This is a genomic window from Segatella hominis (genome assembly GCF_019249725.2).
Classification (GTDB): Bacteria; Bacteroidota; Bacteroidia; order Bacteroidales; family Bacteroidaceae; genus Prevotella.
The window spans coordinates 425,111-440,506 of the sequence record NZ_CP137559.1 but is presented as its reverse complement, the minus strand read 5'-3'; the positions used below and the strand labels follow the sequence as shown (position 1 = coordinate 440,506).

The 15,396-nt window shown below is 42.8% G+C and carries 8 protein-coding genes; 2 read left to right on the top strand and 6 right to left on the bottom strand.

Annotation, left to right across the window (positions count from 1 at the left end; all coding sequences use genetic code 11):
- Window positions 1-38 precede the first annotated feature (38 nt).
- From KUA50_RS01760 to KUA50_RS01735, 6 genes are all read right to left on the bottom strand, one after another.
- Window positions 39-3,134 (bottom strand): RHS repeat-associated core domain-containing protein, encoded by a 3,096-nt coding sequence (locus KUA50_RS01760; RefSeq protein ID WP_218457458.1) that lies wholly within the window; start codon window positions 3,132-3,134, stop codon window positions 39-41.
- A gap of 19 nt (window positions 3,135-3,153) precedes the next feature.
- Window positions 3,154-6,138 carry a hypothetical protein gene (locus KUA50_RS01755; protein ID WP_218457459.1) on the bottom strand — a complete coding sequence of 995 codons (2,985 nt, stop codon included), beginning with the start codon at window positions 6,136-6,138 and terminating at the stop codon, window positions 3,154-3,156.
- Between the two features lie 13 nt (window positions 6,139-6,151).
- Window positions 6,152-7,150, bottom strand: a complete 999-nt coding sequence (locus tag KUA50_RS01750; RefSeq protein WP_318346063.1) for a hypothetical protein — start codon at window positions 7,148-7,150, stop codon at window positions 6,152-6,154.
- 379 nt (window positions 7,151-7,529) lie between these two features.
- Entirely contained in the window at window positions 7,530-8,339 is an 810-nt protein-coding gene (gene rhaD, locus KUA50_RS01745; RefSeq protein WP_218457461.1) for a rhamnulose-1-phosphate aldolase, read from the bottom strand.
- 133 nt (window positions 8,340-8,472) lie between these two features.
- On the bottom strand, window positions 8,473-9,972 hold the full coding sequence (locus KUA50_RS01740; RefSeq protein ID WP_218457462.1) for a M56 family metallopeptidase: 1,500 nt from the start codon (window positions 9,970-9,972) through the stop codon (window positions 8,473-8,475).
- Window positions 9,973-10,006: 34 nt separating this feature from the next.
- A complete protein-coding gene (locus KUA50_RS01735; protein WP_218457463.1) occupies window positions 10,007-10,369 on the bottom strand; it encodes a BlaI/MecI/CopY family transcriptional regulator in 363 nt (120 codons plus the stop codon).
- A 502-nt stretch (window positions 10,370-10,871) separates the two neighbouring features.
- Between KUA50_RS01735 and KUA50_RS01730 the strand changes: the two genes are divergently transcribed.
- Window positions 10,872-12,446 (top strand): ATP-binding protein, encoded by a 1,575-nt coding sequence (locus tag KUA50_RS01730; protein WP_218457464.1) that lies wholly within the window; start codon window positions 10,872-10,874, stop codon window positions 12,444-12,446.
- Window positions 12,447-12,712: 266 nt separating this feature from the next.
- The gene (locus KUA50_RS01725; RefSeq protein WP_218457465.1) at window positions 12,713-15,316 is read left to right on the top strand and encodes a glycosyl hydrolase; all 2,604 of its coding nucleotides are present in this window, start codon (window positions 12,713-12,715) and stop codon (window positions 15,314-15,316) included.
- Window positions 15,317-15,396: the final 80 nt, after the last annotated feature.

Genomic DNA, 15,396 nt, shown 5'->3' with positions numbered 1-15,396 from the left:
ATAATAAAATGTAATCATATTTTATAACGTTTTTAAGATTATTTAGTTGGAGTGTCATATTTGTTGCCAAAATATTTTTTCTCCATTTTATCTCGGAACTGATAAATTTGTTTCTTTGTTGGCGACTTACCTCTAGCCATAAACCGAGTCCATTCGCTAGTCAAAGCATTGCTTTTCTTTCGATGTCCATTTGCTTCACGCCAAACGACATTGCCTGGCTCATCTATGTTTATTCCTAATTTTTCAAATCTCGTTCTATATTTTTGAGGTAAGGTGTGGTGAGCCTCATAGCCCTTTCCTATTTTACCTGTGACTTTTTGCAAGACACTTCGATAATTATATCTTGTAGCTCTCAATACAGTCTTTGCAGTTTGCGCCGTATGAACAACAACCTTGCTCGCACGATAGGCCTTCAATGCCGCCCCAGCACCACCAGGTAACCCTGGTACGGCAGTAGCAGCTACATCATATATCAGGGCGGCACCGTCAACTGCCGCCGACCAATAGTTTCCCGTTGCGGCATTGGCTATGAGGCTTGTGGCATCCATTGCCACATTGGCGGCATCCCATCCTGTCTCAACAATACGACCGTCCGAATCTGTGTTTCTTACAGGATTGTTCAGGCAGAAGACATAGGGACTCCAGCTGTAGTACTTCTCGCTCAGTTGGTCAACACTCGTCCATCTTCCAATGAGTGGTGCATGTAGGCGAGCCCCGAAGTCGAACATTCCAAGCCCGTACATGCCTGTGTATTCCTTACCTTGAAACGTAAAAGGTTGGGAAATATTGTGTGTGTATAGTTCCTCGCAATGGTCGAAGTAGCCACCGAACGGATAGAAGTTGTATGTAGCTTCTACTTTACCCTTCTCGTCCTGGACGATTCTGTTGCTGCCGAGATGGTCCTTGACGTAGTAATGCCACGACAACTCGTTGCCCTTGATGTTCGCAAAACCACCATCAAAGAAGAATTGCTGTGGTGTGCCGTTCTTGCAAATGATGTCCGTGCCCCAGTAGTCTTTGGTGATGACGCTTTGTATCTCGGGAGGAGCAAGGGAGAATGGTAAACCGACAGGCTTGGTGATGTTTGGGACAGAAGTAGTGTATGTCTCCTTCAGCTTCTCTCCATCTGAGGTATGTACATATTCGATGCTGCTTCCATTCTTGAAGTAGACAGCCTTTGCATATCCAAAGTTGTCGTATTCCATGAATACAACGCCGTTGTTCACATCCGTCTCCATACCACCATTTGCATTGTAGGTGTACCTGGCAGGTAACTTGCTGTTTTGTATGAAGTTTGTAGTGGTCATGTAAGTGATGTCGTTTGCTTTGTCTTCGACCTCACTTAGTTGATTTCCATTGTATGACATGTCTAAGTCGTCCAGGAAGGTGGTGGGCTCATGCTCGTCAGGGAAGCCAATGCGCTGTAAGCGAGTTATGTTTCCGTTGTCATCATAGCTCGCATATTCACTGAAGTCAGGCTCAGTCCATGCCAGTTCATTCTCATCATAGTTGATGTAATCAGCCGATGTCAGTCGATTCAACTTGTCGTAGTCAAACTTGTAACTGTAATCGTAATAAGGACCTGTGCAATATACTCTGCTTACATTGCCGTTGAAGAATTGATCAGTGTAATATAATCGTTCGTTGAAGTTGTCCGATGCAAGTCTCGTAGGCCAGTCGCGCACATTAAATTCCGTCTTTTGTACGACTGAGCCATGAGTTGTTGAGTAAATTCTTCCATAGTCATCATACTCAAAAGCGGCAGTTCGTTTCTTCGCCTCGTTTCCTCCGTTGGCGGAAGTAGTCACATCAATAGATGTGAGAATGCCAGTTGCCGCATCATAGTTGTTGGTGGTTACACTCCGAAACACTTCTTTTGCACCCTTGTAGTCAAGGATGGTATGTGTGAGTACCTTGCCGGTAAAAGTATAAGAGAATTGCTCACGTCGGAGATGATTGTCCAACAACTTGGAATTCTTCTCCATGACACGCCCTTTCTGGTCGTAATACATTGCTGTTACGATTTCCGTTCCATCACTGGCAAGCTGTGTTTGTACACAAGCGAATGTATTACCCAACTCATTTCTTTGGGCGCTTGTGGTACTCATGTCCCCAGAGTAAGCAAGAATGTTCCTTGCTTCCGCAGTCAGTGTACCATTATTGCCGTTAATAAGGCTATAGTCTCCGTCGTAATAGTTTCTTTGCTCGATGCCGTGGATGGCATTTCCCTGATAGAGCGTTTGGGAGCTTATGCGTCCCAAACTGTCGTAGGTATAATGCCTTGACAATCCCTTCTTGCGCATCTCTCCGTCCTGCATGGTGAGTATACGGTCTGCGTTATCGTAAGTGTAAGTAATCTTCTCGCAACCAGGGATGGTCTTTTCGACCATTCTTCCCCGATTGTCGTATCGATACTGAAAGGCAAACTTGTCCAAGTCTGCCTCTTGTTGGTACATAGGCTGAAGAACATAGCATAGCTTCGAGCAATCGTTATATACGAAGTAGGTGTCCACCATGCCTTTGCTCGTGGCATGACGCTCCAGTACCTTTTGCTCGAGTAGGTCGGTGTATATGTCCGTTATGTTGTTGTCCTCGTCTGTGATGCGTTCCCATGACAAGGCACCCTCAGGGTAATACCCTTTTTGTGCCAAGGTTCCATCATCCGAGACTGTGTATTTCTTGACACTGTTGGCCTTATTTGCCAGATACTCATGCTTCTTTCCCCTTCCTCCCATGTCGTTGCCAGGAATTGTGGCAAAAACAGGGCGGTCGAGTGCATCATAGGTTATGGCGGACAATGCCTTTGAGTCATCATGCTTGTAAGAGATATTGGTCTGATAATCCAACCCAGTGGTAGGTACAGGCAGGAATTTCTTCCATTCGTTGCCTCTGTCATCGTAGATGGTGCGTGAGAGCAGAGTCTTGGATGGATTTTCTGGTTTTACTCCATTACTGACCACCTGCTCCTTGCGTCCCAGTCCATCGTAGTATTCGATGGTAGTCACGGAGTTCAGTCCTTGCTCGTCCAACATGGAGGATTTGATGACATAATTATGGACATCAGACTGCGCCTTGACATCTAGGGATGCCAAGGTGCAAAGTAATACTAATGTGGAAAGAATCTTATTGGTCATTTTTTACTAAACTAGATAATTAATAGTTCATTTTACCACTGATTGCAGCACCGGAGATATACCTATAAAGATATTTCCACAATGATTTTCCATTGCAGTCCTTTATCTCAGCCAGTCTTCCTGCTGTATCATAACTATAAGACATGACGTCTTTGTTAGGTTTGGTTTCAGAAGTCATGCCTACGCAAGGGATATAAGTAAATGTACGTTCGTGTGTCACGCTACCTCCAACCTTTCTTTCAAGGATAGGGTACTGCCGTGTTGTATCCCATGTGTAATAGGTTGTTATACCTTGCTGGTCTGTCAAATGTTCAATGCGTCCATTCTTATATCCGATGTCAAGCAGTGGAACATACAGATTATTAATCTCAGTCCCAGAATATTTGACAAAACTATTAAAGGCGCATGCCGATGCTCCAGGGGTGTAAGTATATATCTTATTTGGATAAAAGCTACCATCTTGGCAGCTATATGTCATCAGTCTGGCAGAGATGACTTTACCATTACGCTCCACTCGCTCCTCCACTGGGTAATCTAACATGTTCTTTTTTACCATATCTGCATAAATACCATTGTTTATGCTCGAAGGATATGAAGTATATATGCTATACTTATCATCGCTTCTACTTGTTGTCTGCGAGGTCATTCGTATATCGGAAGGGTTGTCGTAATTATAAGTTTGCAGATTGCTCATTCTTACCCCATTCGTCATAACTTCCGTATGAGCATGCGCCCTCAGCAGTTTGGCCTTCGGAGTAACATAATAATCTTTACATGATGAATAAGCAATATTGCTTATTAGATCGAAATCCTCATCAGAGAAATTTTCATGGAAATCATTTCTGTACTCCCAACCTCTTACCGTATAGCTTGATTTATGAGAATTCATATCATAGTCGTAATAATCCGAAGACACGAGCTTGAATCCAGTATTTGTTTTTTCATATGTTTCTTTGGAACGAAGATAATCAGAAAACCATTTGTCGTAATTATGTAAATGGAAATCCCAAACATCTAATTCTGTCAGCACATCGTTACCTACTAGCTCTGGCAATTTATAGCTGTATATGGTTTTGTAGCAAGGTGCATCATTGGAATAGGTGTATTCCGTTACCATATCGTACATGACAGATGAGCCATTGTAATAGGTAAATGGAATAATTGGGCTACTGCTCAAGGTGCGGTATCTAGATTGGCTTTTACCAAGGTTTTGACGAATTAACTGATTGTCATAAATCTTGGTTTGGGTGCGCATGAAGTAGTTGATTCCATCTCGTAGGGGCGTAGTGCCAGTGCCGTCTTCCTTCTTTCCATATTTGAAGGTTCTTTTTAATTTGCATTCACCGTTTTCTATAATATTTATTTCTTTGATTCTTAATCCTCCCATTGTATAGATTCCGTCCTTTCCATCTAATTCTTCTGTGATTCTGAATACACTATTTTCTGTATTATAGAAACGGTCTTCTATTCTTGCCTTGTTTGCTTCCCACACGAATGTTTCCTTTGCACCCGTAGGATGCTCTATACCAGACAGCATACCACATTGCATATAGTATTCATCCGCATGTCTAACTTTCTTTATCCAGTTATCTGGGTCACCGCCTATGGTCAAACTGTCCCTAACAATTTCCATACTGGAGTTATACCTGTGGGTATATAATTTCATCTTTGGTACCAAAGATATATAATCATACAGATAGTCAGAATTGTTATAGCCCCAAAAATCATAGGCTCTTCCACCAGGACGGCATACCTCTCCTGTAGGGTTATAATTTAGATGGTAGGAAGATACAACCTTATTGTCTGTAGATAATTCTTTGATATTTGTAAGATAATATCTGTCACGTGACAACTCGTAATCTAATATAAAGTGCTTGACGGTTTGTCCTTTGTTGTTCATGAATGTGATACTGGATAAATTCTTATTATTATCAACAGTAAATGTAACCTTGTTACCTGAAAAAGAAATTTCTGAAAGGTGTTGATACTCATAACTGACGTTTGGATAGTAGCTTATTTTGTCAATAGCTCTTCCATCATCTACCAAATTATGATTGTCGTCCATTTGGTAACTTTTTGTTTGGTCATCAAAAGTCTGATAGATGACTGGCATTCTGAATAATTCCTCTGCATCAGGACTAGTTTCTAGCCAACTTGCTTGGATTTGGTCAAATTTCGTGCATCCAGCACTAGTGTTAAAAGGGTTTGCTGGGATGTAATCATCTACAACAACCATATGATCCTCATGCCTTTCTATATTTACTCGTTGTATATTGTTATATTTAAAAGAAATACAGTCTAAACCATTGGCTGCCGTTACGGTCGAAGCATGCCATGCTGTTTTATACATTAATGGACTAAAAGAATAGTCAACTCCCCCACTATACGAATATTTTATACCAAGTGGATCTGTTATAGAAATACATTCTCCCCCACCAGAAATCTCTATGTCATCATAAGGTAGGCAAACAAATTTGCTTTTTCCTTCTTCATTACTGCCATACATAAACATGCCTCCTCCTTCAAGCAAGGTGAAATTATATTCATCTGGCATGATGTCATCAGTGCATAGTATGTTATTGTCAAGGTATTTGCGCATCCAATAATAACTATTCCTGTCTTTATAAAAATTGAAGTCTCCATTATTGTCACAATGTCCTCTTAGATTTCTTGTTAGGATAGGTTCTGCATGGAGAGTCCAGTTTTGACCTACCCATCCACTAGGTTCATTTACCTTGATACCTGTGGAGTTGTAAGACAAGTATATCGGTAGGCTTAAGTCACCACATTCTATGTTGAATAAAGGAATGCGGATACCTACAGTTCCTGTACTATAATTTACGGAAGATAAGGCTACTTTTCTAATAGCACTCATTTCTGGTGTCTGAACATAATTTTTTGAGCCTAGTCCATCTATCCTAAGGTTGTAGTTCTGTGCCGAAAGAATATTGCAAAACAGTAACTGTATGCAAATGGACATGAGTATTGGGTACTTTTGTTTCATAATAGTATATTTTTTACTTTAGATGGAACTTTTCGCTGTTAACTATGCCATTTACATTGACATATAGAATGTATTCACCACTAGGATAACCATAACAGTTGAAGCTAGCATTATGATTCTCACCGGCTTTGCCGCTATATGTCTTGTTTTGACATACCACTCCCATCGTATTAGTGATGATGAAATTAATGGTTGCATCACTCTTTGTAGAATAGGATATTAGAATAGAACAACCCATTTGTGAAACTTTATAATCCATAGGGATACGTGTTTCTTTCAGAGATACAACATTGTCCATGAGGTTGTTTGGAAGATAGCAATAGGCTGCTGATTGCGTCCCGATTTTTTTGCCATTTCCATAGCTTGTGCTTATGTGATATTCAAATATAGGGTAGCGGCATCCTTTGGCATACCATAGGTAATCCTCTGCAAGTTCTTGCTTGGTTGTCGCCGTGTCAACAAGGTTAGCGTCCATGCCTTCCAGCAAAATATTGTTAGAAGTAACGGTATGTACACGCAATACCTCTTTTATTATTTTATTGTCTGGTAGAATGATGCTGCCTTTCGCATCTGCTATAATAGTACGTGTTCCATGATGTGATAGTTGGTAAGTGTCACAGAAAGTTCCTTCGCCATAAAAGGACGAAGAGATGGAATCACTATAAGTGAAAGGGTAGAGCATTGCAATCTGCGGCTTCTTGTATGTTATTTCTTCTAGTTTTGAGCGAAAGGCATGTTTTAGAAGGCTATCTCCTGATAGAAGATAGTAGCTTTGCAGTCCTGCTTCAGAACAATGGAATCCCAAAGAATCGGAAGAAACCCGTATGGGAGAGTTTTCTTCTTTGAACGTACAATTGGAGAAATCCCATAAAATATGGTCTCCTTTTTTGCCGCAATATATACCTTCTATAACTTGACGTTCAATCTTGTCACCTATATGTGGCTTATTTTGTAGATCTGTTATTGACTGGGCAAATGTAGTGTATTGATAAAATGCTAAGCATACTATCATTACCAGGAGCCTTTTATGAACCAGTACCACCATACGTTTTGTTATATTAGGTTGTTAAAATGTTTTTATTAAACTATGTTGCAAATATAGTATTTTTTCTATTTAATTACAAATTTTAAGCTAACAATTTGTAAAGTTTAACATGTTTTTAGCTCGCAAACTGTCAAGCCCCCGAACATTTCGCAATGTCCGGGGGCATCATCTTTACTCTTAAAACCTAAATTCTAACCTATAGCATGTGTCACATAACACATCAAAACTAAAATCTACTAAACCATAGTTGTATGTAAATAAATAAATGTATCTTGGTTTATATATGTATTTGAGGATACTATATATTTGTTACAATTTAAATAATAATGAAGACTTGAAGCGATATTTATCGAGGGAGATTGAAAGCCTTAGTCATTTCAGCCATCTCCTCCTGACTCATTCCTGCAGGCTCGTAACCCATGCATTTTGAGTCGATATATATCTTAGCACTCTTAGAGAGTACATCAATCTGATCGAAAGCATCCATCACATCCAAACCCTTAGCAAAGACGCCATGCTTCTCCCACATTACTACATCATAATCCTCCAACTCCTTTAGAGTCTCTTCAGCCAATTTCAGACTGCCTGGCAACTGGTAAGGAACGATACCTAAACCGAGCGGACAGAAAGCCTTGGTCTCTGGAATCATACTCCAGAGCAAGTTGCTCAACACATCCTTGCCCATAAAAGCCTTGTTGTGGCTCATGGCAATCAACTCGATAGGATGAGTATGAACAGTAGCCTTATAGTTGCTTCCCTTCTCTATCAGACGAGCATGAACGCTCAAGTGACTTGGAAGTTCAGAGGTAGGCATTACTGGATTATCAGCAATAATCACATAGCTGGCGCAATCGTCTAAGATACGGATGATAGAACCATTATCCATAGGCCAACGAGCCAAGTCGCGCATACGCTTGCCAGTACCCTTGCAGAAGAAATAACATCCCTTCAAGGCAGGCAATGCTGTACCGATCTGCTTCACCTCACTGATGGCAGGCAAAGCCTTGATTTCGTCGTCCACCAACTCAGTGATGTTGACAGTGATATTACCACCATTACGTTCAGCCCAACCGTTTTGCCAAAGGTATCCAGCAACTTCTGCAATCTTCTCGACCTCCTTTTTCAAGGCAGGACGACCTTCTAAAACACTATTCATATTATTATTGTTATTAGCTTGTTTAAAATTTCTGCTGCAAAAGTACTCATTTCGCCCCATACCCAACCTATTCTTTTGATATTTGGTCTATGACATTTGGCACAATCAACAATTATATGACTTATGCCCTACTTTACTTCTTTTTTCCTAGGGTTGCATCTTTCTGAAGAGAGAATTTTACAGGAAGGGTATATTTTACGTTCACAGGTTTACCCAACTGTGTACCAGGAATCCACTTAGGCATCCCCCTCACGACTCTCAAAGCCTCAGCATCCAGTTCCGGATCTATAGATTTGGCTATCTTGGCATGCGTAACGCTGCCATCCTTCTGGACGATAAAGGTTACGATCACACGACCCTGCTTTTTGGCCTTGACAGCGGAAGCAGGATATTTGATGTTAACAGCCAGATACTTCAGCAGCAATTCCCGACCACCAGGAAAATACGGCATCGTCTCCGGAATACAATCCCAAGATTTTTTCTTCTTGGTTGTATCGGCTTGAGCCTTGTTTTTCACCTTCACTTCTGCTTTTGCTTCTGCTTTAACTTCTGCAACCTTGTCTGCTTCTTCCGTCTTTGCTTCCTCAGCTTTTGACAATTCAGCTTCTGCAGCCTTCTCAGCATCCATTTCTTCAGACTCAGCTGGGTTCATCACCTCGATGGCTTCCTTTGCCATCGGATTCGCCACAGCCACATCAGTATTCAACGCCTGCTCAGCCTTCTGCTGAACCTCGGCCACTTCCGGAATCTGCTCGCCAATCTCACGAGCCACACTCTCGATGTTGCTCACCATGAGCAACGCTCCTGCCAAAGGTGCGAAAAGGAGGTACTTCGCCTTGCCTATTTCACTTGTTCTACGTTTGTTCATCATTTTAATTCTTTTTTTAAGAGGTAATAAATTAAAATTATTAGCAATCTGAGCCGAATCCTTCGGCTGTCGATATGCCAAACCTAGAAGGTGATACTGATAGGATTTGCGCGCGTTGCCATCAGATAAAACACTTTCATCGGCTAAATATTCCAAATTCATTCTTACTTCCTGCTTCATCAGCCAGGCAAACGGATTAAACCAGCATACGATGGAGAAAAGCTCGGAGAAGAGGGTATCCAGGGAATGGAGACCCGAAACATGGGTGCATTCATGAACCATCACCTCGTGCAACTGCTTGCCCTCCAGGGTAGATGGATACATAAACACCCAGCGGAAGAAGGAGAACGGACTCCCTTCGCCCTTGAGCAGATGCACCGTGATGCCTTCCACCTCCTGCTTCCGGGAAATAACCACAAGGCGGATGATGCTGAAGAGTTGCCATACCAACCGCAATGAGAGGACGGCTACTCCTACCCAATAGATGCCCAGCAGCATATCCATCCAGGTTATGCTGGAAGCCTGAGCCTTTACAACCACCACGGGATAAAACGTGTCGGCATATACATTCGCCATACTCACCATCGTAGGGGTATCGCGTACCCAATATTCCAGATTGAACGCCGGTACCATCAAGGCGACGGCATAGATGAGCCAGAGGGTCAGGCGGCGAAGACCGAAGAAGGTATCGCGGCTCACCGTGAGGCGATAAAAGCCATAAAGCAGCATCAGGGCTACATTTATTTTTATAAGATATATTGCCATACAGTTTAAGTTTTTGTTTGAAATGAACTATTAGTTATTCTTCCGAACTCTCGATTTCTCTAATGATATCCTTGAGGTCCTCTGGACTGATTTTCTCATCCTTGGCAAAGAAGGAAACCATCTCCTTGAAAGAATTCCTGAAGTAATTGTTCACGAAACCCGACAGGAACTTCCGCTTGTAATCGCTCTCGGCGATAGCAGGCGAATAGACATACCCCTTGCCATCCCGCTTCGCCTTGACGTATTCCTTGCGCTTCAGATTGTTCACAATAGAAGCTACAGTGGTATAAGGTGGACGAGGTTCTGGCAACAGTTCCATAATCTGTTTCACGGCACATCGCCCCAACTGCCATATCCGAAGCATAATCTCTTCTTCCTGATTCGTCAATTTTTCCATCTTTCTATCTTTATTTTTTAATTTCAACATATTTGTTTCTAAATCACGCTACAAAACTACGAAATTTTCGTATAAGCACAAAATAATCTACGTTAAAAAGCATAAACTCAACTATATTTTAACGTTTTACGAGCTTTTCGTAATACTAAAACATAGGATATTACGAGTTTATCGTAGATTACATATAAAAAGAATAAATAGCAGGAGAGTTTACAAATCACTCACAACTAAGGCAGGCTGGCAAGAACCTTCCCGTCAAATATAAAGACGGAAAATATCTGATTCAGATAGAACCATCAAAAAGAAAGGTGTTCATCAGCCAATGATCACCTTTTTTTCTTGATACCTCGCGTTTGCCAGGTATCAAGAATAGTCTGGTTTTCCCGTGCCATTAAGCATTTTTATACCGGTTTTTCTTGGCATAACCATTTTTTCTCTGTATCTTTGCAAAAAGTTAAGCTGCAGAAGTCAAGTAAGTACGAACATTCAAAAAGTATCGGATATGACAAATTATAATCTCAGAAAGCTGCCAGCAGGCATCCAGTCGTTCAAGAAAATCAGAGAAGAGAACTATCTCTATGTTGATAAGACCGACATTATTTGGAAATTAGTAACCAACGGCTATACGTATAATTACCTGAGCCGTCCTCGCCGATTTGGCAAGTCATTGCTTGTCGATACGCTACAGTCGTACTTCGAAGGAAAGAAAGAACTCTTCGAGGGATTGAAAATCATGTCATTAGAGAAAGAATGGAAATCATATCCCGTTGTTCGACTCGACATGAGCATGGCTGATGCCACCCCCGAAGGCATCAAGGCTTACTTTGACGAGACCTTCGCCAAATACGAAGTCCAATATGGCATCACACCAAGATCCCTGACCGCTCTGTCAAACCGATTCAAGAACATCATCGTTGCAGCATACGAACAGACCGGCCTGCAGGTTGCCGTGCTCATTGATGAGTATGATGCACCCCTACAGCACTCCTGGATGACTCCGGAACACAAGGCATGCACGGAAGTATATCGCACCGTGTTCTCTGTGCTTAAGAATGCTGATGAATACGAAAAGCTTGTCTTTATCACGGGCATCACCAAGTTCACCCAGATTTCATTGTTCTCGGTACTCAACAATCTTTCCAACATCAGTTTCTTACCAGAATATACCCCAATCTGCGGTATTACAGAAGAGGAAATTTTGGAGAATTTCATGCCAGAAATTGAAAAAATGGCAACACGTAACAAATGGTCAGTACAGGAAACCCATGATAGATTAAAGGCTTATTACGACGGATACCACTTCTCAGAAGAAAACATGGTGGACATCTATAATCCTTATAGCCTGGTCAATGCACTACAGCAATCCAGATTGAGTAATTTCTGGGCTGCATCGGGCGCCACCTCTCTCATCCCTAAGTTTGTAAACAATGCCGAATTGCGCTTAGGCGATTTCGACCATTGCCGCATCCTGCGAAATATACTGGAGCAATCTGATGTAACAGGCGGTGGAGCTGCCCTGTTCCTATATCAGTCGGGCTATCTCACCATCAAGGACAGCGATGAATTCGGCTACGTCTTGGGATTTCCTAACGAGGAAGTGAAGCAAGCTCTCTATGAGATGGTACTCCCAGCCTTAACCTTGCGAGAGGAAGGCGATAGCCAGTCATTGCAAGCCAATCTGTACTACCAGTTAGGAACAGGTCAGTTGGCTGAAGCCATGAAATCAATGAAGGCTCTCATTGCCGATGTGCCATATAGCAACAAGAAGCTTGCCTCCATGGATATGGAAGAACGCTACCGCCTCATCATCAGCACCATCCTCAATGCCATCGGACTGAAGGTTGAAGTGGAGCACATGCTCGCCACAGGTAGAATTGATATTCTCGCCACAACTTCGAGATATATCTATGTAATAGAATTAAAGCTGAAGAACAATGGTGGTAAGGAAGCTGCCATCAAGCAAATCATCTCGAACCAATATCTAGAGCCGTTCAAGGCTGACAAGCGAGAAGTGATAGGACTGGGAATTGAGCTGGATGATGAAGGAAAAGGATTGCTGGATTGGGAAAAAGCATAAAGAAAAAAACAAGAATAAGGAAAAGACTGAAACAAAAGATAGAGAAAAGACTATAACAAGCAAAAGATGACCTCACGTTTTGCGAGGTCATCTTTTTTATTAGCGATTCCTTGACTTTTTGGCAAAACACCTAACATATTTGTACTATTTTACATTTTTAAGGACCATAAGACAGACGTTATTGAGTATTTTTCACTATCTTTGCATCCGAAGAAATAAACAAAGAAGTAATAATCAATAAGGAAAACTTAAAAACCAACAACAATATGGACAAGATACTAAAAACGCAATTTGTCGGATTTTCCCTTGCATTGGCTCTGCTGTCATCTCTCGGCAGTCAGGCTCAGTCGCATTCTGGTGCACTGTCGCTCCCTACCCCTACTCAGGAAGCCAAACCGGGCGTAAGATGGTGGTGGATGGGATCTGCTGTAGATAAAGAGAACCTAAAGTGGAACCTCGACGAATATGCTAAGGCTGGCATTGGAGCCGTAGAAATCACGCCACTCTATGGCGTGCAAGGAAATGACAAGAATGACATTCCGTATCTCTCTCCGAAATGGATGGAGATGCTCAAATTCGTAGAAGAAGAAAATAAGAAGGTAGGTATTGAAACCGACATGGCTACTGGTACCGGCTGGCCTTTTGGTGGTCCTTGGGTTCCTATCAATGAAGCTGCCTGCAAGGCTGTATTCGTGGATACGATCGTTGACGTGAAACAGAAATTGATGGAGATTGAATTCAACGTTCCTCAGAAAGAGCGTGACTTTGCCAAGCTGAAACTCATCAAGGCATATCCAGTTGAGGGACAGAACAGGAAAAAGCGTGTCATCGCTCTCTACGAAAGCCGCACCCGACAGAAAGTTAAACGTGCTGCACCGGGCGGAGAAGGATATGTCATCGACCACTTTGACTCCACTGCCGTGGCTAATTATCTGGCACATATCGATAGTGCCTTCGTTGCCAACAAGACTCCTTATCCACATACCTTCTTCAATGATAGTTATGAGGTATATGGAGCCAACTGGACTCCTAAACTGCTGACAGAATTTGAGAATATGCACGGATATAAACTGCAGGAAAAGTTCCCTGAATTCCTTGATGGTGATGCCGTGGTGGTAAGCGATTACCGTGAAACATTAGGCGATATGCTGCTCCATAACTTCACCGAACAGTGGACCAAGTGGGCAAACAAGCGTGGTGCCATCACCCGCAATCAAGCTCATGGTTCACCAGCCAACCTCATCGACTGTTATGCCGCCGTAGATATCCCTGAGATAGAAGGATTCGGTCTTACTGATTTCGGCATCAAGGGCTTACGCAAGGATCCGGGCAAGACCCGTCCTAATTTCAGCGACCTCAGCATGCTCAAGTATGCACCATCTGCCGCCCATATCACAGGCAAGAAATATACCTCCAGCGAGACCTTTACCTGGCTCACCGAGCACTTCCGCACTTCCCTGAGTCAGATGAAACCAGATATGGACCTCATGTTCTGCGCAGGTGTGAACCACATGTTCTTCCATGGTACAGCCTACTCGCCTAAAAACGACCCATGGCCAGGATGGAAGTTCTATGCATCGGTGGATATGAGTCCGACCAACAGTATCTGGCGCGATGCACCGGAACTGATGAAGTACATCACCCACTGCCAGACCTATCTGCAGTGGGGACAGCCTGACAACGACTTTCTGGTCTATCTGCCAGTAAGAGATATGTGGCGCAAGGATACCAAGAACTGGTTGATGCAATTCGACATCCACTCCATGGCGAAGAAAGCACCGGAATTTATCAAGGTGATTCTCGACATTGACAAGGCTGGATTCGACTGCGACTACATCAGCGACAAATACCTGCGCACCTGTATCTTTAAAGATGGTATGATCGAAACTGCTGCTGGTACCCGCTACAAGGGCATCATCATCCCAGGCAACAACATCATGCCAAGCGATGTAATCCAGCATATCTCCGACTTGAAGGCGCAAGGAGCCAAGATTATCAAGGGCGACAACATCAAGGCGATGGAACAAGCTGCAAAACCGGAACTGATGAGAAAGAACCTGGGCTTGAAGATGATTCGCCGCAACAACAGCATCGGTCATCATTACTTCATCGCCAACCTCACCGGCAAGGATATCACTTCTACCGTAGCACTGGCTGTAAACGAGAAGAACGGTATCTGGTATAACCCTATGACGGGCAAATATCACAAGGCCACTATCGGCGATAAGGGCATCGAAGTGATCCTGAAGAGTGGCGAGAGCCGCATTCTCATCACCTCGGATAAGCCTGTAAGCGAATGGAAACTCGGTTCTAAGGTGAAGGTAAGCGAAAAGGAGAAGTTTGCGGCTTCGGACAGCAAGACCATCGACCTGACCGCCAATACCTGGAAGCTGTCGTTCATCGAGGAGGCTCCTAAGGTGGGCGAGACCTTCAACCTCAAGGGCTTGAAGAGTTGGGAAAATCTCAGCGAAAAGGCGAAGGTGATGATGGGAACAGGTGTTTATGAAACCACCTTCAAACTGTCGAAGGATGATGCACAGAAACAGTGGGCTATCGACTTAGGTGATGTCCGTGAAAGTGCACGCGTCTATATCAATAATAAATATGTGGGCTGCGCATGGGCGGTACCATATATCCTCAACTGCAAAGACGCACTGAACAAGGGCAAGAATACTATCCGTATCGAGGTAACCAACCTGCCTGCCAACCGCATAGCAGAACTCGACCGACAGGGTGTGAAATGGCGCAAGATGAAGGAAATCAACGTGGTGGATATCGACTACAAGAAGACCACTTACGAGAAATGGACTCCTGTAGCAAGCGGACTCAACAGTTCGGTAAAACTCGTGGAATTGAAAGACCAACTCTAATCATTTTCATTTCGCATGTTTTGGAAATTCAATAAGAAATAAGCAAATTTAAAATAAGAACATAATCAATCAAAGAGTAC

Excerpts from the sequence above, each read along its gene's own strand:
- KUA50_RS01760 (WP_218457458.1), bottom strand. The coding sequence starts at position 3,134 with ATGACCAATAAGATTCTTTCCACATTAGTATTACTTTGCACCTTGGCA.
- KUA50_RS01755 (WP_218457459.1), bottom strand. The coding sequence starts at position 6,138 with ATGAAACAAAAGTACCCAATACTCATGTCCATTTGCATACAGTTACTG.
- KUA50_RS01750 (WP_318346063.1), bottom strand. The coding sequence starts at position 7,150 with ATGATAGTATGCTTAGCATTTTATCAATACACTACATTTGCCCAGTCA.
- rhaD (WP_218457461.1), bottom strand. The coding sequence starts at position 8,339 with ATGAATAGTGTTTTAGAAGGTCGTCCTGCCTTGAAAAAGGAGGTCGAG.
- KUA50_RS01740 (WP_218457462.1), bottom strand. The coding sequence starts at position 9,972 with ATGGCAATATATCTTATAAAAATAAATGTAGCCCTGATGCTGCTTTAT.
- KUA50_RS01735 (WP_218457463.1), bottom strand. The coding sequence starts at position 10,369 with ATGGAAAAATTGACGAATCAGGAAGAAGAGATTATGCTTCGGATATGG.
- KUA50_RS01730 (WP_218457464.1), top strand. The coding sequence starts at position 10,872 with ATGACAAATTATAATCTCAGAAAGCTGCCAGCAGGCATCCAGTCGTTC.
- KUA50_RS01725 (WP_218457465.1), top strand. The coding sequence starts at position 12,713 with ATGGACAAGATACTAAAAACGCAATTTGTCGGATTTTCCCTTGCATTG.